The 21223-nt window shown below is 73.9% G+C and carries 15 protein-coding genes; 6 read left to right on the top strand and 9 right to left on the bottom strand.

Translation table 11 applies throughout. The annotated features are described in order from the left end of the window. Nucleotides 1-45: 45 nt before the first annotated feature. The 4 genes from ACIBTV_RS05320 to ACIBTV_RS05335 all read right to left on the bottom strand — a co-directional run bounded on the left by ACIBTV_RS05320 (nucleotide 46) and on the right by ACIBTV_RS05335 (nucleotide 3487). The gene (locus ACIBTV_RS05320; RefSeq protein ID WP_396702620.1) at nucleotides 46-408 is read right to left on the bottom strand and encodes a YybH family protein; all 363 of its coding nucleotides are present in this window, start codon (nucleotides 406-408) and stop codon (nucleotides 46-48) included. Nucleotides 409-492: 84 nt separating this feature from the next. Next, complete coding sequence (locus tag ACIBTV_RS05325; protein ID WP_396702622.1) at nucleotides 493-1704, bottom strand: Clp protease N-terminal domain-containing protein; 1212 nt, start codon at nucleotides 1702-1704, stop codon at nucleotides 493-495. A 106-nt stretch (nucleotides 1705-1810) separates the two neighbouring features. Next, on the bottom strand, nucleotides 1811-2227 hold the full coding sequence (locus tag ACIBTV_RS05330; protein WP_396702624.1) for a heme-binding protein: 417 nt from the start codon (nucleotides 2225-2227) through the stop codon (nucleotides 1811-1813). Nucleotides 2228-2278: 51 nt separating this feature from the next. Continuing rightward, nucleotides 2279-3487 (bottom strand): MFS transporter, encoded by a 1209-nt coding sequence (locus ACIBTV_RS05335; RefSeq protein ID WP_396702626.1) that lies wholly within the window; start codon nucleotides 3485-3487, stop codon nucleotides 2279-2281. A 133-nt stretch (nucleotides 3488-3620) separates the two neighbouring features. Here ACIBTV_RS05335 and ACIBTV_RS05340 point away from each other — a divergent pair, with 133 nt between their 5' ends. Beyond that, a complete protein-coding gene (locus tag ACIBTV_RS05340) occupies nucleotides 3621-4085 on the top strand; it encodes a MarR family winged helix-turn-helix transcriptional regulator (RefSeq protein WP_396702628.1) in 465 nt (154 codons plus the stop codon). Between the two features lie 174 nt (nucleotides 4086-4259). Beyond that, nucleotides 4260-7439 (top strand): BTAD domain-containing putative transcriptional regulator, encoded by a 3180-nt coding sequence (locus ACIBTV_RS05345; protein ID WP_396702630.1) that lies wholly within the window; start codon nucleotides 4260-4262, stop codon nucleotides 7437-7439. A 1-nt stretch (nucleotide 7440) separates the two neighbouring features. Here the strand turns inward: ACIBTV_RS05345 and ACIBTV_RS05350 are convergent, their stop codons facing one another. Together ACIBTV_RS05350 and ACIBTV_RS05355 are read right to left on the bottom strand one after the other, a co-directional pair. Further along, nucleotides 7441-8268: an ABC transporter permease gene (locus ACIBTV_RS05350; RefSeq protein ID WP_396702632.1), complete on the bottom strand. Its 828-nt coding sequence runs from the start codon at nucleotides 8266-8268 to the stop codon at nucleotides 7441-7443. Next, the gene (locus ACIBTV_RS05355; RefSeq protein WP_396702634.1) at nucleotides 8265-9245 is read right to left on the bottom strand and encodes an ATP-binding cassette domain-containing protein; all 981 of its coding nucleotides are present in this window, start codon (nucleotides 9243-9245) and stop codon (nucleotides 8265-8267) included. The genes ACIBTV_RS05350 and ACIBTV_RS05355 overlap by 4 nt, the downstream gene beginning before the upstream one ends. On the opposite strand from ACIBTV_RS05355, the gene ACIBTV_RS05360 reads away from it, so the two are divergent. Further along, on the top strand, nucleotides 9244-10305 hold the full coding sequence (locus ACIBTV_RS05360) for a winged helix DNA-binding domain-containing protein (protein ID WP_396702636.1): 1062 nt from the start codon (nucleotides 9244-9246) through the stop codon (nucleotides 10303-10305). The two genes, ACIBTV_RS05355 and ACIBTV_RS05360, sit on opposite strands and share 2 nt — an antisense overlap. A 76-nt stretch (nucleotides 10306-10381) precedes the next feature. Here ACIBTV_RS05360 and ACIBTV_RS05365 read toward each other — a convergent pair whose 3' ends face one another. Beyond that, nucleotides 10382-13591, bottom strand: a complete 3210-nt coding sequence (locus ACIBTV_RS05365) for a S8 family peptidase (protein WP_396702638.1) — start codon at nucleotides 13589-13591, stop codon at nucleotides 10382-10384. 225 nt (nucleotides 13592-13816) lie between these two features. Between ACIBTV_RS05365 and ACIBTV_RS05370 the strand changes: the two genes are divergently transcribed. The 3 genes from ACIBTV_RS05370 to ACIBTV_RS05380 all read left to right on the top strand — a co-directional run bounded on the left by ACIBTV_RS05370 (nucleotide 13817) and on the right by ACIBTV_RS05380 (nucleotide 19276). Beyond that, a complete protein-coding gene (locus ACIBTV_RS05370) occupies nucleotides 13817-14317 on the top strand; it encodes a SigE family RNA polymerase sigma factor (RefSeq protein ID WP_396702640.1) in 501 nt (166 codons plus the stop codon). Beyond that, complete coding sequence (locus ACIBTV_RS05375) at nucleotides 14310-15056, top strand: hypothetical protein (RefSeq protein ID WP_396702641.1); 747 nt, start codon at nucleotides 14310-14312, stop codon at nucleotides 15054-15056. The genes ACIBTV_RS05370 and ACIBTV_RS05375 overlap by 8 nt, the downstream gene beginning before the upstream one ends. A 530-nt stretch (nucleotides 15057-15586) precedes the next feature. After that, nucleotides 15587-19276: a CARDB domain-containing protein gene (locus ACIBTV_RS05380; RefSeq protein ID WP_396702643.1), complete on the top strand. Its 3690-nt coding sequence runs from the start codon at nucleotides 15587-15589 to the stop codon at nucleotides 19274-19276. A gap of 68 nt (nucleotides 19277-19344) precedes the next feature. On the opposite strand, the gene ACIBTV_RS05385 is transcribed toward ACIBTV_RS05380, so the two are convergent. Together ACIBTV_RS05385 and ACIBTV_RS05390 are read right to left on the bottom strand one after the other, a co-directional pair. Next, entirely contained in the window at nucleotides 19345-20061 is a 717-nt protein-coding gene (locus ACIBTV_RS05385; RefSeq protein WP_396702645.1) for a hypothetical protein, read from the bottom strand. Between the two features lie 156 nt (nucleotides 20062-20217). Beyond that, nucleotides 20218-21198, bottom strand: a complete 981-nt coding sequence (locus tag ACIBTV_RS05390; protein ID WP_396702646.1) for a hypothetical protein — start codon at nucleotides 21196-21198, stop codon at nucleotides 20218-20220. Between the last annotated feature and the right edge of the window lie 25 nt (nucleotides 21199-21223).

Below are 21223 nucleotides of genomic sequence, written 5' to 3' on the forward strand. Positions count from 1 at the left end.
GGTAGCCCGGCCGCCCCGGAGTTCACACGACTGCCCGACGCCGCGTCAGAGCTGGGAGACCTGGTAGTGGCTGATCAGCCACCGATCCCCGGTCCGGCGGACGACCACACCGAGGTGGACGTTCAGGGCCGGTCGGTCGGTGAAGGCGAACTCGACGGCCAGGTAGCCGAGGACGACGTCGTCGGCGAGGCGTCGGGTCTCCCGGATCTCGTACGCGGCGGTCAGCCCGATCGGCTGGGAGTCGTAGTACGCGGCGACGGTCTCGGGGCCGACGCTGTACGGGCGCAGCCCTTGGAAGATCGCGTCGTCGGTGAAGCACGACGCGACGCGGTCGGGCTCGTGGGCGTCAACGGCGGACCGCCACCGGTCGAGGACACCGCGAAGGATCTCGCTGTCGGGGCTGCTCACCGTTGATCTCCTCTGCGCGGGCGGCGGGCCGTCGGACTTCCTCCTCCCGATGCTGCCACCGGTCGCGCGGGCGGTGTCGACGGTTCACCAGGCCGCCGGCGCCGCCCGCAGCTCCTGCTCGACCGCTGCTCGGACGGTCCCGGGGTCGACGCCCAGCTGGCGCAGCACGGCGGCGGCGCCGCCGGCCTCGTCCTCGAGCAGGGCGAGCAGCAGGTGGCTGGTGCCGGTGTCGGCATGCCGGTGGGCCAACGAGACCTCCAGGGCCCGCGGCATGGCGGCGGTGACCTCCGCCCCGACGAACGGATCACCCGGCCGCAGGTCTCGCAGTTGCCCGGCGAGCACGTCCGCCGGAGGCTCGTCCGTCCCGCCGCGGGGCGCGACCACCACGCGCAGCGGTTCGGCCTCGACGCCGCAGGCCCGGAGGAGCTGCGCGGCCCGGTTGCGGGAGTGATGGTCGGCGGGAACCCGGATCCCGGCCGCGTCGAGGGCCGCGTCGTGGGTGAGCGTCGCGAGCAGGACGTGCGCCGGCCCGACCACGCCGTGGCCGAGCCGGACCGCCTGGCGTACCGCCTCCCGATCGACAGCGGTGAGGAGGGGACCGAGCCGGCTGATCCGGGACATCCGCGCCCACACGTGTCCCGCGACCCGGTCGACCAGTGGGCCGGAGCCGCGCCGCAGGACCAGCATCTCGGAGTCGAGGTCCGGATGCGGTTCGTCGGCCCGTCGCACGGCGGGATCGTCGCGCAACCGGTCGACGGCATCGTGGCGGGCGTACTCGTGGGGGTAGCGGTAGCGGGTCCCATCGCAGGCGGGCTGCTGCAGCACGCCGAGCACGAGGTGGCACAGGTTCGCGAACGGCACACCCGCGTCCCGCGCGATCTCGAGGGCCCCGGTCACGGTGGTGTGCACACCGTGCGTCCACGCCGGGCGGCCCCGGGCGCCCGCCCTCCGGTCCCGCCGGCGCGGCCGCCTGTGGACCCGCCACTCGACCTCGCGCAGGACCGCCCGGGCCTCCGGATCGAAGACGCCGACCGGGCCGCGCACCAGCTCGCCGACCGAGCGGGCGGCCGGGATGCGGCGCGGACTCACCCCCATCCGCGTCAGGTCGGCGCCGCTCGCCCCCGCGATCAGCCACGGCGGGACCGCCTCTCGGCGCAGCGCCATCTGGCACAGCACGTCGAGGGTGCCGACGCTGGGGGCCGCGCGCCGCAGCGCCGCCTCGTACGCGTCGCGCAGCACGCGCATCGGCCGTGCGCCGAGGGCGACGAACGGTGGCTGCCCATCGTGTGCTCGCATCGGCCCTCCAGGCTCCGGTGATGGCGCCATGGTGCCCGGCCGCGGCAACGGCGGCGCGCCGGTACCGACGGGTCTGTCGGGACCGGCGCGCCGGCGTGGGTGTCCGTCAGGCGAGCGCCTCCAGCGCGGCGGCGGCGAACGAGTGGTCCTGGTCCGGCGCGCCGCCGCCCACGCCGATCGCGCCGACCAGCCGGCCGTCGCGGTGCACGGGGATACCGCCGGCGATGAACAGCAGCGGCCGGTCGAGGGCTGTCGGCAGGGTGTGGAAGAGGGCGCCCGGCGCGACGGCGTCGACGAGGTCGGCCGTGGGCGTGTCGAGCTGCAGCGCCGTGTAGGCCTTGCGGATGCTGGTCTCTCCGGAGATCAGGACGGCGCGGTCGTCACGCCGGAAGGCCAGCAGGTGGCCGCCGGCGTCCAGGACCGCCACGCTGACCGTGACCCCGGCGGCGTCCGCGGCGCGGTGCGCGGTCGCGATGAGGGTCTCGGCGTCCTGGACGGTCAGCGGCGTGAGGGTGGTGGTCATGACTGGTTCTCCTTGCTCGGGGATCGGGTGGCGAGAGCGGTCGGGGAGGGCTCAGCGGTGGGCGGCGACCGGGGACCGCGTCGCGGCCACGGCGGTCGGGCGGGCCTCGGCCGAGCGGTCCCGCCGCTCCAGGGCGGCCGACAGCACCGCGAGCACGAGGGCGCCGGCGGCGAGGAGCGCGCCGACCCAGTTGGGGGCGGTGTAGCCGAGGCCGGCGCTGATGACGAGCCCGCCGAGCCAGGCGGAGAGCGCGTTGCCGAGGTTGAAGGCGCCGATGTTCACGGCCGAGGCCAGCGTCGGTGCCCCCTGCGCCTGGTCGAGGACGCGCTTCTGCAGGGGCGGGACGGTGGCGAAACCGAGGGCGCCGATCAGCGTGACGGTCACCGCGGCGGCGACCTTGTCGTGGGCGGTGAGGGTGAACAGGCCGAGGACGACGGCGAGCGCGCCCAGCGAGACGTACAGCATCGGCATCAGCGCGCGGTCGGCGAACCGGCCGCCGACCAGGTTGCCCCCGACCATGCCGAGCCCGAAGAGGACCAGCAGCCCGGTGACGGACCCGTCGGAGAAGCCGGCGACGTGCGTCATCATCGGCGCGATGTAGGTGATGGCGGCGAAGACCCCGCCGAAGCCGAGCACGGTCATCGCCATGGCGAGCAGGACCTGGGTGTTCCGCAGGGCCGCGACCTCGTGGCGCAGGCGTACGCCCTGGGGCTTGGGCACGTCGGGCACGAGGCGGGCGACACCGAGCAGGCCGACCACACCGATCGCGGCGACGATGCCGAAGGTGACGCGCCATCCGGCGGACTGGCCGACCAGGGTGCCGAGCGGGACGCCGACGACGTTGGCGACGGTGAGGCCGGTGAACATCATGGCGATGGCGCCGGCCCTCCGCTGCGGGGCGACGAGGTCCGCCGCGACGACCGAGCCGATGCCGAAGAAGGCGCCGTGGGCGAGCGAGGCGACGACGCGGCCGATCAGCATGACGGCGAACGACGGGGCGAAGGCGGAGAGCAGGTTGCCCGCGATGAACAGAACCATCAGCAGCATGAGCATCCGCTTGCGCGGGATCTTGGTGCCGAGGACGGTCATCAGTGGCGCGCCGACCAGCACGCCGAGGGCGTAGCCGGTGACCAGCAGCCCGCCGGTGGGGATGGAGACGTTGAAGTCGTGGGCGACCTGTTGCAACAAGCCCATGATCACGAACTCGGTCGTCCCGATTCCGAACGCCCCGATCGCGAGGGCGAGAAGCGCGAGAGGCATGGCTGCGATCCTTCCGTACGATTGCAGAGGCACTTTGCCTGCGTCCGACTATAGTTGCATGCGCTGGCTATCTGCAAACGCCGTCTATCGCGGTTTGTTCTATGCTGGAGACGGCTCCGGAGGAGGAGGGCACATGACCGCGACGGACCCCGCGCTGACCGCTCTGGCCCAGGGCTGGTGCACGCTCTCCCTGCTGCACGACCGCATCGAGGCGCACATCGAGCGCGCGCTCCAGGGCGCGCACGACCTCAGCGTCCGCGAATACTCCCTGCTCGACGTGCTCAGCCGCCAGCACGACGGTGACGGTGGTCACCTGCAGATGAAGCAGGTCGCCGACGCGGTCGTGCTCAGCCAGAGCGCCACCACCCGGCTGGTCACCCGCCTGGAGAACCGGGGCCTCCTGGAGCGCTACCTGTGCCCGACCGACCGCCGTGGCATCTACACCAACGTCACTCCGGCCGGTCTCGCGCTGCTGGCGCAGGCCCGCCCCACCAACGACGCCGCGCTGCGCGAGGCGCTCGACGAGGCGGCGGCCAACCCGGAGCTCGCGCCCCTGGTCCAAGCCGTGAAGTCGCTCTACATGCCGGCGTCCGCCTGACGCTGCGGCCCGCACCGCCGACACGGCGACGATCGACTCCGTCTCCTTCGGTGTCGCGGCTCCCAGGCCGGGTGGACATCCCTGATCCCCGGTCCAGCACCGCCCGCGCCGCGGTGTCGGCGACACCGGACGGGTGAGCGACGATCCCGTGCGCGCGTGGTGGATGCTGGGCCGGTGCAGATCACGATCCTCGGCCCGCTCGCCGTCGACGGCCGGCCGGTCCGGGGCGACCGACTGGCGACGGTGGTCCGCACGCTCGTCGAGGCGCGCGGCCGGCTGGTCTCCACCCCGCTGCTCACCGACGCCGTGTGGAACGGCACGCCTCCCGACGACGCCGGCGGAGCACTCCAGGCCCTCGTGTCCCGCGTGCGTCGCCTCGGGCTGCCGGTGGCCGCGGAGCCGGGCGGGTACCGCCTGCCCGCCGACGCGGTGACCGTCGACGCGGTCGAGGCGCGGGCGCTCACCGAGCGGGCACGGTCCGCGCTGCGCACCGGCGACGCCCAGGGCGCCCGAGCCGCGGCGGACCGGGCGCGCGCCCTGTTCCCCGAGGTGCCCGAGCTCGTCAGCGCCGACGAGAGACGCCTGTTCACCGACCTCACCGCGTTGCGGGCCGAGGCGGCGCTCGCCGGCGCGGGTCCGTACGACGAAACCGACCTGCGCCGCCTCGTGGCGCGGACACCGCCGGACGAGCCGTCGGCGGCCCTGCTCGTGCGGATGCTCGCCGCCCAGGGCCGGGACGCCGAGGCGCTGGAGGTGGTCGAGCGGCTGCGCGCCGAGCTGGCCGACCGGTACGGCGCCGACCCGTCCACCGTGATCACACAGGTCCACCTGGCGTTGCTGCGCGGCGAACTCGCCGCGCCGACCGCGACGGCGCCGCCCCCGCCGCCCTCGCGGATCGCCCTACCGGCCGCCTGGCGCCGACCGATGACCGCCCTCGTCGGCCGGGAGCGGGACGTCGACGCGGTGCGCGAGGCGCTCACCGAGGCGGCCCTGGTGACGATCGTGGCGACCGGCGGCGCCGGCAAGACCCGCCTCGCCGCCGAGGTCGCGCGGCGCACGGCGGCGGCCGGCCGGAGCGTACGGGTGATCGAACTCGCCGGACTGCGCTCGCCCGACGAGGTGCTGCCGACGATGCTCGCCGCGCTCGGCGGCGCGGACACCTCGGCCACCGGCGGCAACCTGGGCCTCGAACGTCGGGTCCTCAGCCCCGAGGAGCGGCTACGCGCCGTGGCGCCGGACCTCGACGGGCTCATCGTGCTGGACAACTGCGAGCACGTCCTCGACGCGGTCGCCACCACCGTCGCGGACCTCGTCGCGGTCTCCTCGCCCGAGGTCACGGTGCTCGCGACGAGCCGAGCACCGCTGGGCCTGGCCGGTGAGCGGGTCCACCGGCTCACCGTGCTGCCCGACGCCGAGGCGCTCGAACTGCTGCAGAGCCGGGCCCGGGCCGGGGGCGCGACGCCCACCTGGGATCGCGCCCGGGCGCTCGAGCTGTGCCACCGGCTCGACAACCTGCCGTTGGCGCTCGAACTGGCCGCCGCGCGACTGCGCCACATGCCCCTCGACGACGTCCTCGCCGGGCTCACCGACCGGTTCGCGCTGCTCGACGACGCGCTGCGCGGCCTGCCCGAGCGGCACGCGAGCCTGTGGGCGCTGGTCGACTGGAGTCGAGACCTCCTCGCGCCCGACGACCGTGAGCTGCTGCAGCGGCTCGCCGTCATCCCCGCCCCGTTCACCGCCGACCTCGCGGCCGCCGTCGCATGGCGGACGGACGTACGAGGTGGTCTCGCGACGCTCGTCGAGCACTCCCTGCTCACGCTCGTGGAGGGGGAGAACCCACCCCGCTACCGGATGCTGGAGACCGTCCGCGAGTACGGCGAGGCGCGGCTCGACGCCGCGGGCGACCGGGACCCGGCCATGGCCGGCCTGCTCGGCTGGGCCCGCGAGCGCGCCGTGGCGCTCGCCGACCGGTTCGTCGGCCCCGAGCAGGTCGAGGCGCTCGACCACTGCGCCACCGAACAGGACAACTTGGTCGCCGGCCTGCGCTGGGCGCTGGCACGGGACGACGAGCCGGCCGCGGTCGACGTCGCCACCGCGCTGTTCCACCTCTGGTCGGTGCGCGGCCTGCACCTGGAGGTGATCGGGTGGGCGCGGGGCGTGCTGCACGTCCCCGATCCGGGCCGGCGACCGACCTCGGCGATCCTGCGTGGCCGCGCCGCCGGTCGGCCGCTGCCCGACGCCGACCGGCTCGCCTGGATGTGTCTGCTGACCGGCGTCAACGCCGGCATCAGCGCGGATCTCCGGCTCACCGCGCTCGCGTGGCGGGCGTTGCGGATGGTGCTCGCCGAGCGGTCCGCCGAGGTGTCGCCCCGGCAGGCCGCGCTCGCGTCGGCCCTACCCGCGTTCGTGACGTCCGATCCGGACCGGAGCATGGCGGCCGCCGCCGAGCTGATCGCGCACCCCGACCCGTACGTGCGGGCGTTCGGCCTGTTCGCCCGGGCCGCCGTACGGGAGCACAGCGGCGCGGCGGAGGAGTCGATCCTCGACGCCGAGCGGGCCTACCACGAGTTCGAGGCCGCCGGTGACCACTGGGGTATGGCGATGGCCGCGGGAGCCGCCGGGCAGTTCTTCGCGCCGGGCGAGGGCGGCCGCTCGACGGAGTGGCTGGCCCGCAGCGTCCGGAACATGGAGCTGATCGGCGCGACGCAGGATGCCCGTTCGATCCGGGTACGGCTGGACATGCAGCTCGCCCTCGCCGGCGACCAGGAAGCGGAGCGGCGGTTGGGTGAGACCGCGACGGCAGGCCAGGCCGACGAGGTGGAGATCGCGCAGGCGCGCCTCGGGCTGGCGCACCTCGCCTGCCGGCGCGAGCGCTACGACGAGGTGATCGCCCACGCGGAGGCGGTGACCCGGATCCTGGCCGGGTGGGCCGGGCCGCACCCGCAGCCGCGCGTCATCTTCCGGGTCACGCTGGCGGTCCTCCACCTGCGAATGGCCGAGGCCGGGGAGGCGCCGGCGGGTGAGGTCGAGGCCCGCGTCGGCCCGTTGCTGAGGCTCGCCCGGGACGAGGCACTGTCCTCGCGGGACCTGCCGGTCATCGGTGCGCTGGCGGTCGGCGGTGCCGAGCTCGCGGCGTACCGGGGTGACGTCGAGACCGCCCGGCAGCTCTACGTGCTCGGGATCCGGGTCGGTGCCCACGACCGGACGCTCTTCCCCCTCGACAACGGCGAACGGCTCAACGCCGCCCTCGGGGACGAGGAACGGCGTGAGCCGATGCTGGCCGCGTGGCGGGAGCGACCGGTCGCCGCGGCCACCGCCCGGATCCGCGAGCTGATGGACGGCCTGCTCGCCTGAGTCAGACCCGCTTGCGGTATGCGCGCAGCGCCAGCGGCATGAACACCGCCACGAAACCGGCGCACCAGGCGAGCGTCCACCACACGTGCGTGCCGAGCGGCGTGCCGAGGAACAGACCGCGCATCGCCGCCACCAGGTGGGTCATCGGGTTGACGTCCACGAAGGCCTGCATCCAGCCCGGCAGGGTGTCGGCGCTGACGAACACGTTGGACGCGAAGCTCAGCGGCATGATCAGCGCGAACATCACGCCCTGCACGGCACCCGGGGTGCGTACCTTCATCGACACGAGCACCGGCAGCCAGCTCAGGCAGAGGGCGAACAGCACGGCCAGCAGGCAGCCGGCGAGCGCCCGCAGCGGGTCGGAGTCGATCCGGAATCCGAGCAGGTAGCCGATCGCGAGCGTGGAGACCGTGACGACGACGTACCGGACGACGTCACCGAGGACCGCGCCGACCAGGGGCGCGGAGCGGGGCACCGGGAGTGACCGGAACCGGTCGAAGATGCCCTTGGCGATGTCGGTGTTGAGGTTGACGCCGATCGCGATGGCGCCGGTGGCGATGGTCTGCGCCAGGATGCCGGGCAGCAGGAACTGCAGGTAGTCGTGGGTGGACCCGGCGACCGCGCCGCCGAAGATGTAGACGAAGATGACGAGGAACAGCGCCGGTTGCAGCGTGACGTCGATGAGCGCCTCGGGCGTCCGCGCGGTCTTGATGAGGCTGCGCTTGGCCAGTGCCAGCGAGTGCCGGACCAGCCGGAACGGTCGGGGCCGCGCCGTCACCGTCGACCGGGCGGGGCTCGTGTCGGGTCGTGCCTCGGTCAGCGTGCTCACGCCGCGACCTCCTTGCGGTTGCTGGTGTCGTCGTCGGCCGCCGTACGCCCGGTGAGGGTGAAGAACACCTCGTCGAGGCTCGGCAGGTGCAGGGACAGTTCGGTGACCGCGATGCCGGCGGCGGCGAACCGCGCCACGCTCTCGGTCAGGGCCGTGTCGTCGGCGACGGGCACGGCGAGCACGCCCTTGCGGATCTCGTCGGCCCGCGCGCCGGAGCCGACCTCGGTCAGGATCGCCGCGATGGGGGACAGCTGCGCCGGGTCGGCGGGCCGGACCTCGAGGGTCTGCCCGCCGACGACCCGCTTGAGCCCGTCCGGCGTGTCGTACGCGATGACCCGGCCGTGGTCGATCACCGTGATCGCGTCGGCGAGCGCGTCGGCCTCCTCCAGGTACTGCGTGGTGAGCAGCACCGTCGACCCGTTCTTGACCAGCGACCGGACGACGTTCCACATGTCCTCGCGCTTGGCCGGGTCGAGCCCGGTCGTCGGCTCGTCCAGGAAGATCACGTCGGGTGCGCCGACGAGGCTGGCGGCCAGGTCCAGCCGCCGCCGCATGCCGCCGGAGTACGTCTTCGCCGGCCGGTCGGCGGCGGCCGTCAGGTCGAACCAGTCGAGCAGTTCGGCGGCGCGCCGCCGGGAACCGGCGCGCCCCAGCTCGAGCAGCACGCCGAACAGTTCCAGGTTCTGCCGGCCGGTCAGGTCCTCGTCGACCGAGGCGTACTGGCCGGTGAGCCCGATGGCCTGCCGGACGCGCTCGGCGTCCCGGACGACGTCGAAGCCGCCGACCCGGGCGCTGCCACCGTCCGGTCGCAGGAGGGTGGAGAGGATCCGGACGGCGGTGGTCTTGCCGGCCCCGTTGGGCCCCAGCACGCCGAGCACCGTCCCCCGGGGCACCGCGAGGTCGACCCCCCGCAGCGCCTTCGTCTTCCCGAAGGTCTTGACGAGGCCCTCGGCCTCGATCACCAGGTCTGCTGTCATGCCGACCAGCGTGCGCCGGTCGGCTGACACGGCCCCGACACGACGCCGACATCCGCACCGACACCCCTCCGACGGGGGTGAGTGCCGCACGCCCGCGCCGGGGTGGGCCGCGACCGGTGCCGGATCGGGGGGTTCAGGGCGTCGGCGGTGGTGCGGGGGCCGGGAGGTGGTGCGGATCCACCTCATGCGCCGCACGGTCCATCTCGTGACCGCCGCCGACGCCCTGGCCTGGCGGTCCCGCCATGACGGCATGTTGCGTCAACGCGGGCTGGGGACGTACCGGGCGGAGCTCACCGGTGTGGACCTCGACGAGCTGGCGGCGGCGGGCCGGGCGGTGCTGGCCGACGGCGAGCCCCGCTCGATGCCGCAGCTGGCCAGGGCCGTCGCGCACCGGTGGCCGGAGGTCGGGCCACGGCCGTTGGGGGAGATGCTGCTCGCCGCGCTGATCCCGGTGGTGCAACTGCCACCACGGGGGCTGTGGCGCACGTCGGCGGGGGTACGCAACGCGCTGCTCGAAACCTGGCTGGGGCATGCGGTCGACCCGCCGACGCCGGACGGCTCCGACCCGGTGGGCGCCGCCCTCGCCCGGCGCTATCTGGCCGCGTTCGGGCCCGCCGCGACCGCCGACCTGCGGGCCTGGAGCGGCCTCGCCGGGCTTCCGGCGGCGGTGGCCGCGATCCGCGGCGAGCTGGTCGCCTTCCGCGACGAGCGGGGCCGGGAGCTGCTCGACCTGCCCGACGCGCCCCGCCCAGACCCGGACACACCCGCGTCGGTGCGGTTCCTGCCGGCGTTCGACAACGCGCTGCTCGGCTACCACGACCGCACCCGCGTCGTCGACGACGCCCACCGCGGCCTGTCGGTCGCCGGCGAGCGGGTGGTGCTCGTCGACGGTCGGGTCGCCGCGACGTGGAAGGTGGCCGACGGCGGCGTGCTCGTCACCCCGCTGCGTCCCCTCGCCCCGACCGACCACGACGCGGTGGCCGAGGAGGGGCGAGCCCTGGCGGCGTTCCTCACCGACGGTGACGGCGACCGGGTGCGGGTCGCGCCGCCCGCCGGCTGAGCGCCGACGGCGTGGACCGCCGCCGGGCCGGGCGGCACCGGTCCGGGGCGGCGCGCGCCGCCCCGGACCGGCCGGCTCAGGCGATCCGGTAGGCCCGCTGGATCGTCTGCGTCACCGTGGCGCCGGCCGTGTCGGTGGCCGTCAACCGCAGAGCCACGAAGCCGGGCCGCCGCGGGTGGGTGACGTGGGCGACCCCGCGTACCACCGGAACCGTCACCCACGTCCGGCCGTCGTCGAACGACGCCGCGACGCTCAGGGTGCGGTTGGGGGCCGCGGCCGAGCCCGCCTGTCGGTCCAGCGCCACCGGGACGGGCAGCGTCCGGCCCGCCCGCGCCGTGTTGGTGTCGTCGAGCGCGGGTGTCGCCCGGGCCGTCGTCAGGGGTAGCGGCTCCGGCTTCGACGTGTGGGCCGAGGTGAAGGTCCAGGCCACCGAGACGGACGTGGACAGGGTGTCCGGGGCGCCGCGGGTCACCGTCGCCTCCAGGCGGTAGGTGGCCCGGCCGGCGGGCACCGTGAAGTCCGCGTACGGACCGTCGGCGGTCGCGATCTCCCGGCCGTCGCGGAACAGCCGCAGCCTCACCGGCAGGTCGTCGCGGCTGCCCGGGCGGCCCGCCGCGTCACCGAACAGGGCAGGCGCGGCGACGGAGATGGTGTCGCCGTCCCGGCCGGCGTAACCCAGTGGCGACCAGGTCGGGGCCCCGAGCACCGTCGGGCCGAAGGGCGCCGCGTTCCAGGTCCGCGTGTACCGCTTCCCGGGCTGGAAGGTGGACTCCTCCGTGGTCAGGTTGTCGCCCTCCACGAAGGTGGACGTCCACACGATGCCGCCGTCGGTGTTGTAGTACTCGGTGCCCGCAAAGGGCAGGTCGATCGGCGTCTGCGAGCCGATCGGGCCGGGTCCGCCGGGGGCGGCGGCACGGTGTAGCCGCACCGCGCTGGCGGCGGTGGACTGCCGCCGGTAGGTCGCCGTGACGGTGGCCAGGTTCTTCGCCGATAGCTTGCGGGTCAGCCCCGTGAACATGTCGCCCTGCTGGACGTACGCCAGGTCGTAGGTGTACGGGCTGTTCCGGAAGGTGCCGTCGCGACCGGGGCGGGCGAGCCCGACGCCCAGCGTGGCGCTGAACTCCGGCGCAGCGACGGTCGGCCCGATCCGGCCGAAGAAGACGTCCGCGAAGGACGACCCGTTGAGCTGGACCCCCGGGTAGCGCAGGCCGTCGTTCCAGTTGGCGCTCACGTTGATCCCCAGCGGGGCGGCGTCGCGCTGCGGCACGGTCAGCGAGACCGGCCGCGCCGTGCGGGCGTCGAGCGCCTCGGTGACCGGCCCGCGCACGTCGAGGACCGGCTGCACGAGCAGGGTCGACGCGGCGCCGTCGTGGATGGTGCCGTAGAGCGCGTACCGGCCCTTGGGCAGTCGCAGGGTCCCGCCGCCCGGCTGCCCGTCCAGGGTGGTGAACTCCCCGGTCGTCAGGTTCGCCGCGACGGTGCGGTAGTCGGTCGCCAGTCGACCGTCGCGTCCGGTGTGGTTCAGCCGGACGTCGTAGCTCTCGATCTCCCGGTTGAGCGCGAACGGCGTCCGCACCCGCAGGTCGCCGGCGCCGGTGGCGGTGATCGCACCCTGGTAGACCCCGTCCGGGGCGTCGACCCGGGTGTCCACGGTGACGGTCGCCTCGGCGCGGCCGCCGGCGGGCACGACCAGCGTGGTGGGGCTGACGGTGACCATGCCGGCCGGGACCGGGGCGACCGCGAGCGTCAGGGTCACCGGCGCCGTGCCGCTGTTGCGGTAGCCGACGACGCGGCTGACCGGGGTGTCGTCGGCGTGCGGCCAGCGCTGCACCGGGAAGTCGATCGCGGCCACGTCGGCGGCGACCGGCTGGGCGACCGCTCGGCCGATGTCCAGCCGACCCGCGCCCTGCTCGTAGAGGCTGTCGTCGCCGGCCGGCTTGGCGGAGTCCATGAGCGCCGCCTTGAGCTGCGCGCCGGACCAGTCCGGGTGCTGCCCGGCGAGGATCGCGGCCGAGCCGGCCACGTGCGGGGTGGCCATCGACGTACCCGACATCGGGACGTAACCCCCGCCGGGGGCGGCGGCCACGATGTCGACGCCCGGCGCGCTGATCTCGGGCTTGATGTGGTTGTCGCCGACGCGGGGGCCGCGGGCGGAGAAGTAGGCCCGCTGGTCGTCGGCGTCGACGGCGGCGACGGCGAGGGCGTCGTCGGCGGAGGCCGGCGACATGACCGACTTGGGCTTGCCCTCGTTGCCGGCGGCGACCACGAAGAGCGTCCCGTACCGCTCGCTCAGGTCCTGGACCGCCGTCTCCAGCGGGTCGAGGTCCGGGGTGTCGGTGCCGCCGAGGCTCACGTTGACCACCCGGGCCTGCGGGGCGGCCCACTGCATGCCGGCGATGATGTCCGAGTCCTGGCAGTCGTTGGTGGCGCAGACCTTTCCGACGACCAGCCTCGCGCCCGGCGCGACGCCCCGGTAGCGGCCGGCGGAGGCGGCGCCGCTGCCGACGATGGTCGACGCCACGTGGGTGCCGTGGCCGACCGAGTCGGAGGGGTCCTCGCCGCCGGTGAAGTCCCGCACCGACGCGAGACGGCCGGCGAAGTCGGGGTGGGCGGCGTCGATGCCGGTGTCCAGGACGCCCACGGTGACGCCGGTGCCGTCGAAGCCGGCCTGCCAGGCCGCCGGGGCGCCGATCTGCGGCACGCTGCGGTCCAGGGACACGCGGCGCTTGCCGTCCAGCCAGACCCGGGTGATCCCGGCGGCGAGGGTGCGCGACGAGGCCGCGCCCCGGGTCAGGGAGGACCAGAGCGCGATCCGGTCCGCCACGCCCGCCCGCACGGCGAGGGCGTCGGCGGCGGGCAGGTCGGCCCGGACCCGCGCGGCGCCGTCGGCGACGGCGGCCCGCGCCGACGCCGGGCTGTTCTGCGGGTACGCGACCAGCAGCGGTAGCTCGGCTGCCCGGTCGTCATAGCCGAACTCGCCGAGCACGGTCAGGTCGAACAGCCGGCGGTCGAGCCGGCCGGTGCGCAGCAGCGGCAGCGCGTCGACCGGGACGACGTACTGGTGGCCGTCCTCCCGGCTGCTCACGAACCGCTGGCCGGCCCGCCCCGGTCCCCGCTCGATCCGCAGGTGACCGTCGGCGCCCAGCGACACCCGGTCACCGGTGATCAACGTGTAGGTCCCAGGCGTGGTGGCCGCCGTGGGCCGCGCTACCCCGGGTGCGGAGGGTGTGGGCTCCTGCGCCCCGGCGGGGGAGACCGTCAGGCCCACCGCCGCCAGCGCGGTCACGAGCACTCCGGCCGTGAGCGCCTGTCGTTGCCGTCGTCGCACATCGTCCTCTCCGCCACGGGCGTTTCCCGGGACGGCACGATGACGCCCGACGCCGGCCACCGGTTGATCATCGAGCGCGTGACGGCGGTCACAAAATGACCCCGCGCGCGCGGGTGCCCGATGCCCGCCCGGGTTGCATTCCGCGGTGACCAGGCATCGAGGCGGAGAGGGGGCCCGGGGCGGATGCGCGACGCCGAAGAGTTCGACGCCCTCTACGCGGCCTGCTCACGCCGGATCGTGGGCCACCTCTACCTGGTGACCGGCAACCTCAGCGAGGCGGAGGACGCGGTCGCCGAGGCCTTCGCGCGGGCCTGGCAGCGGTGGAAGACCGTACGCGAGGCGGACAGCCCGGAGGCCTGGGTTCGGCGGGTGGCGACCCGGATCGCGGTGAGCAGTTGGCGCAAGACGCTCAACCGGATGCGCGCCCATCAGCGGGCCGCCGTCGACCAGGGCGTGCCCCCGCTCAACGAGGACCACGTCGCCCTGCTCCAGGCCCTGCAACGGCTGAGCGTGAACGAGCGCGTCGCCGTGGTGCTGCATCACCTGAACGACCTCAGTGTCGCGGACGTCGCGGCCGAGATGCAGCGGCCGGTCGGGACCGTCAAGTCGTACCTGGCGCGCGGTCGGCGGGCGATGGCCGGCATGCTGGCCGAGGAGCGCCGGGAGGAGGCGTCCCATGGTTGATCCGCGTGACGACCTCGCGGCGATCGCCGACCGGGCCCAGCGGGTCACGACCCTCCCCCCGGCCCAGGCGGTACGCCGGCGCGGAGACCGTCGCCGCAATCGGGCGGTGGGCGCCGGTGCCGGGCTGGCCGTCCTGGCGGTGGCAGCCGGCGCCGCCCTGCTGCCGGCGGTCGACCGTGCCGGGCAGCCGGACCGGGGCGTCGCGCCGGCCGCCGAATCCCCGGCGTCCCGCACCCCGTCCGTCACCGTCCCCGGCACCGACGGTCCCACCGCCTCCGGCTCCGCTTCCGCCTCCGTCGGGCCGGCGGAGATCCTCGGCGGCCGGCGGCAGGTCCGGATCGTCGTGCCGGGCCTGGCCGGTGCGGCGCTGGCCGTCGGCCCGGACGACGACCGGGTGCGCGCCACGACGGAGCCGGACGTGCGGGACCGGGCGCGGTGGGTCCTGCGGCCCGAGGGGGACCGGTTCCGGATCGTGCTCGCCGCGCCGGCCGGCGCGGCGGTCTGCATGACCGTCGTGCACGACGCCGCACCGGGCAGCGTGCGCGCCCGGGCGTGCGACCCGGCGGCGCAGGCTCAACTGTTCCGCGTCGACCGGCAGGCCGACGGGAGCTACTCGCTCTTCCAGGGCAAGCGCTACGTCCAGGTGGTCGACGGCACCAACGCCCTGGTTCCCGACCTCCCCGAGGCCCTCACCACCACCTACGACTTCGAAGACCAGGGCCCCACCCCACCCCGATAACCCCCACCCCACCCCACCCTCCGCCCGCCCTCCGCCCGGCGATCATGCAGTTGTGGTGCCTAAAAAGGGCTGATTCGCGCCTTTCGTGAGGCACCACAACTGCATGATCGGCTGCGGGGCGCCGTGCGGCCGGTAGGGCTCGGCGAGGTGGGGCAGTGATAGTGACGGTGGTCGAAGTATTGACGGGTTCGTAGCACCTCAGTAACCTTTGGTCAACGTCATGCAAGATCTCGACAAAGGTGTGCTTGATTCCTTGCATCGCGTTGAAAAGCCGCGACCAGCCCTGATTCTGGGCGGTGGCGGGTCGGCGTTGACCGGTTGGATCCGGTGCACCAGCACCGCCGCCCCCGCGCGCCCTCCCCACCCGCACCGTCTGCACCGCACCGTCGACCCGGACGCGCCCGATCCGGGTCTCAGCCGGGCGCGCTCCACGTGCCGCCGCACCCCCACCCGCCGCACCCCCACCCGCCGCACCCCCACCGCGCGGCCACGCACGATCCGCGGCACCGTCCCCCACGACAAGGACAGCGATGAGACGAACGAATCTGCTCAGGATGGCGGCGGCGACGATCGCCGCCATCATGGTCGCCACGGCGGCGCCGGCCGGCGTGGCGAACGCGGTCGGCCCCCCGAGCCGGGCCGGCACCCCCGTCGCGGCGAGCGCGAGCATGGCCCCCGCCGCCACCAACCTCGCCCTGGGCCGCCCGACGCAGGAGAGCGGCCACGCCGACGTCTACGACTCGTCGCGGGTCGTCGACGGCAACGCCGGCAGCTACTGGGAGAGCGTCAACAACGCCTTCCCCGGCTGGGTGCAGATCGACCTCGGCTCGTCGCAGGTCGTCAACCAGGTCGTGCTGAAGCTGCCGACCGCCGGCTGGCCCACCCGCACGCAGACCCTGAGCGTGCGGGGCAGCACCAACGGGTCGTCCTTCACCGACCTGGTCGGCTCGCAGACCTACACGTTCAACCCGGCCACCGGCAGCGCCGTCACCATCGACGTCACCCCGACCGCCACCCGCTACGTGCGGATCCACGTCACCGCGAACAGCGGCTGGCCGGCCGGGCAGTTCTCCGAGGTCGAGGTCTACGGCACCGGCGGCGGCACACCGGACACCACCGCGCCGAGCGTGCCGGGCACGCTGTCGCACAGCACCTCGGGCAGCACGATCACCCTCGCCTGGGGCGCCTCCACGGACACCGGCGGCAGCGGCCTGGCCGGCTACAACGTCTACCGCGACGGCACCCTGATCGCGACTTTGGGTACCGTCCTCACCTACCAGGACACGCAGCCCGTGACGGCGACCGTCTCCTACCACGTTCGCGCCCGCGACGGCGCCGGCAACCTCTCCGGCGCCAGCAACACCGTCACCCGGACCGGCTCGACGCCGCCGGCCTGCACCAACGTGGCGCTCGGCAAGTCCGTGACGGCGAGCGGCTCCACCTTCACCTTCACCCCCGAGAAGGCGAACGACGGGCAGGTCACGACGTACTGGGAGGGCGCGCCGAGCTACCCGCAGACGCTGACCGTCGCGCTGGGCGCCAACCACACCGTCACTGCCGTCACCGTGAAGCTGAACCCCGACCCCGCGTGGGGCACCCGCACCCAGACCATCCAGGTCCTCGGCCGCGACCAGGCGTCGTCCACGTACACCAACCTGGTGTCGGCGGCCACCTACCAGTTCGTCCAGGGCGCCAACGTGGTGACCATCCCGATCGCCGCGACCACCGCCGACGTGCAGCTGCGGTTCACCGGCAACACCGGCGCCCCGTCCGGGCAGGTGGCCGAGTTCGAGGTGTGCGGCACCCCGGCGCCCAACCCCGACCTGGTCGTCAACTCGGTGACCTGGTCGCCCGCGTCACCGAACGAGAGCACCGCGGTCGCGCTCTCGGCCGTGGTGCGCAACATCGGCTCGGCGGCGGCGCCGGCGACCACCGTGAACTTCAGCCTGGCCGGCACGGTCGTCGGCAGCGCCGCCGTGGGCGCGCTGGCCGCCGGTGGCTCGACCACCGTCTCGTTCAACGCCGGGGCCCGACCGATGGGCAGTTACAGCGTCGCGGCGGTCGTCGACCCGACCGACGCGGTCGTCGAGCAGAACAACGGCAACAACAGCCACACCGCGCCCACCCCGCTGGTGGTCGCCCAGGCGCCCGGCCCGGACCTACAGGTCCTCGCCATCGCCGCCAACCCGCCGAACCCGGCCGTCGGCGCGTCGGTCACGTTCACCGTGTCGGTGCGCAACCGGGGCACCACCGCGACCGGCGCGTCCGTCACCCGACTGACGGTCGGCGGCACCACGCTCGACACCGGCACCGCGTCGATCGCCGCCGGGACCACCGCCACCGTGGCCGTCGCCGGCAGCTGGACCGCCACCAGCGGTGGAGCCACCATCACCGCCACCGCGGACGCGACCAACACGGTCGCCGAGACCAACGAGGGCAACAACAGCCTCAGCCAGTCCATCGTGGTGGGCCGCGGCGCTGCCGTCCCGTACGTCTCGTACGAGGCGGAGGCCGCCACCTACCAGGGCGTGCTGCTGGAGACGGACCCGCTGCGCACCTTCGGCCACACCAACTTCGCCACCGAGTCCTCGGGCCGCAGGTCGGTACGGCTCAACAGCACCGGCCAGTTCGTCGAGTTCACCTCCACCAACCAGGCCAACTCCATCGTGGTGCGCAACTCCATCCCGGACGCGCCCGGCGGTGGCGGCATCGAGGCGACGATCAGCCTCTACGTCAACGGCACCTTCTCCCGGAAGCTGACCCTGTCGTCGCGGCACAGCTGGCTCTACGGCAACACCGACGGACCGGAATCGCTGACCAACACCCCGCAGGCCGACGCCCGCCGGCTCTTCGACGAGTCCCACGCCCTGCTGGCGCAGTCCTACCCGCCCGGCACCCGCTTCCGGCTGCAGCGCGACGCCGGTGACACCGCCGCGTTCTACGTCATCGACCTGATCGACCTGGAGCAGGTCGCGCCGGCGGCGAGCCAGCCGCCGGAGTGCACCTCGATCACCGCGTACGGGGCCGTCCCGAACGACGGGCTCGACGACACAGCGGCCCTCCAGCGGGCGGTGACCGACGACCAGAACGGCGTCATCAACTGCGTGTGGATCCCGGCCGGGCAGTGGCGGCAGGAGCAGAAGATCCTGACCGACGACCCGCTCAACCGGGGCGCGCACAACCAGGTCGGCATCAGCAACGTGACGATCCGGGGCGCCGGGATGTGGCACTCGCAGCTCTACACGCTGACCGAGCCGCAGAACGTGGTCGGCGGCATCAACCACCCGCACGAGGGCAACTTCGGCTTCGACATCGACAGCAACACCCAGATCTCCGACATCGCGATCTTCGGCTCCGGCCGGATCCGCGGCGGCGACGGGAACGCGGAGGGCGGCGTCGGCCTCAACGGCCGGTTCGGCACGGGCACCCGGATCAGCAACGTCTGGATCGAGCACGCCAACGTGGGCGTCTGGGTCGGCCGGGACTACGACAACATCCCCGAGCTGTGGGGGCCGGCCGATGGGCTGCAGTTCAGCGGCATGCGGGTCCGCAACACCTACGCCGACGGCATCAACCTCACCAACGGCACCCGCAACTCGCGGGTGTTCAACTCGTCCTTCCGCAACACCGGGGACGACGCGCTCGCGGTGTGGGCCAGCCAGTACGTCAAGGACCGCAACGTGGACGTCGCCCACGACAACCAGTTCCTCAACAACACCATCCAGCTGCCTTGGCGGGCGAACGGCATCGCCGTCTACGGCGGCTACGGCAACTCGATCGAGAACAACCTGATCTACGACACCATGAACTACCCGGGGATCATGCTGGCCACCGACCACGATCCGCTGCCGTTCACCGGGCAGACCCTGATCGCCAACAACGGGCTCTACCGCACCGGTGGGGCGTTCTGGAACGAGGACCAGGAGTTCGGCGCGATCACGCTCTTCGCGGCGACCCGGGACATCGTCGGCGTCACCATCCGCGACACCGAGATCGTCGACTCCACGTACGACGGCATCCAGTTCAAGAACGGTGGCGGCAACGTGCCGAACGTCGCCATCACCAACGTCCGGATCGACAGGTCCAACAACGGCGCCGGCATCCTGGCGATGAGCGGGGCCCGGGGCAGCGCGACCCTGACCAACGTGACCATCACCAACTCGGCCGACGGCGACATCGTCCGGGAGCCCGGAACGCAGTTCGTCATCAACGGCGGCTGACCCGGCGCCCGACAACCGCCCGGGCGGGGAGCCCTCCGTACGAGGGTCCCCGCCCGGGCGCGCGTCGCTCAGTCGAGGACCGACTCGCCGCCGGGGTACGCGAACGACGAGCGCGGCGAGTAGAAGCCCCACACCACCTGCAACGGCTCGGCGGGACGCAGCGCGTAGACGGGGTGGTCGGGTTCGAGGAACTCCAACGACTCGACCTCGAACGGGTCGACGGGCTCGGCCACGAAGGGGTAGTTGCCGCCGACGAACCGACCGTCCACCCGGGTGAGGTAGCGCAGCTGTCCCCGGTTCACCGCCTCGCCCGTGCGCCCGACGCGGGCGGTCGACCGGATCACGGGCACCCCGTCCGCCTCGGTGGTGGCGACCAGCCGGTGGCCGCGTACCTCGATGGTGGTCGTCCCGACGGTGGCCGGCACCCCGCGGGCGGTGGCGTACGCCCGGACGACCGGGCTGGAGTTGAAGTAGTGCGTCCACCACCGCCCGGGCGTCACCCCGTCCGGGGCGTCGGCCCCGAACAGGTCCGGCCCGATGTACGTCAGCGAGTAGGCGCCGAAGCCCGAGGTCTGGCCCGGCTCGTCGACGACGTACTGGTTCATGAAGACCTGGCGGTTCGGTGCCGGCGTGAGCCCCTCGGGCACCAGGGCGGCCACCGCCTCGGGGTCGGCCGGAAGCCAGCCGAAGTAGATCATCCTGCTGTTCACGACGAGCTGCGGAGCGACGAGCTGCGGAGCGACGAGCGGCGGCTCGGCGAGCGGCTGCGCGGCGAGTTCGGTCACGAGGGGTCCTCCCGCGGATCGACGATGTGTGATCGCGAGGCTACGGACCGCCCCGTCGGCGCGACAACGACGGATTGCCGACAGGCCCGCCGGCACGCCCGGACGCACCGCGGGGCCACGGGCCGATCGGCCCGTGGCCCCGCATGGGCCGAACCCCTACAGGTCGGCGTCGCCCGCCGCGACGGCCTCTTGCACCGCCGAGGTACGCCGGGTCTGCGCCCGCTGCTCGCCGGCCTCCTCCCGGTCGGCGGGGGCCGCCGCCCGGGCCGCCCGGGCGACGCCCGCAGCGGCCTGCTCGCCGGTCACGCCACCGCGGATCCGGTTGTTCGCGGCCACCTGGGCGGCCGGGTTGTTGGACGTCACGGTCAGCCGGCCGTCGATGATGTTGTCGTCGACGGTCACCCCACCCGTGGTGTTGGTGACGCTGACGTCCCGGCCCCAGTAGCCGCCGGACGCGCAGCTGTCGAGCGTGCCGTTCGGGCCCAGCTGGACACCGCCCAGGTTGCCGGAGAAGGTCGCCAGACCCCGGACGGCGCTGCCGCAGACCACGCTGCCGGTGGAGCTGTTCAACACCGACAGCGAGCCGTCGACGAACGAGTCGTGCACGTCCGTGTAGTAGGTGCCGGTGCTGCTGACGTTGCGCTCCACCTGGGTGCCGCGGTCCAGCCGCACCTCACCGGCCTGGACGTTGACGTTCCCGGTGACCGTCGACTCCTCCACGAAGAGGAAGCTGTCGATGGTCGTCGACCCCTTCGGGCGGACGGTGATCGCACCGGTCCGGGCGTCCTTCAGGAAGGCCCCGTACCCGCCGGCGGCCAGCACCACCTGACCGCCGATGGTGGTGTCGGTGGCGTCCAGGTACCCGTTCGAGGCGATGCGCACCTCGCCGCTGACGGTGCCGCCGGTGACGACCAGGTTGCCGCCGGCGGCGACGCTGACGTTGCCGGTGATCGTGGTGCCGGTGAGCGCGCAGGACTCGCCGGCCGGCACGTACAGGTCGTTGGGCACGGTCACCGCGCCGCCGGTGCCGATGCAGTAGGTGACGAGGTCGGCGTGTGCGCTGGGCGCCACGGCCAGCACCGACGCGGCGACGACGGCGCTCACGGTGGCCAGCTTGGCGACGGTACGTCTGGGCATCCCTGTACTCCCTGTCGGTGAGGTT

Origin of the sequence: Micromonospora sp. NPDC049366, assembly GCF_044466625.1 — a bacterium.
Classification (GTDB): domain Bacteria; phylum Actinomycetota; class Actinomycetes; order Mycobacteriales; family Micromonosporaceae; genus Micromonospora.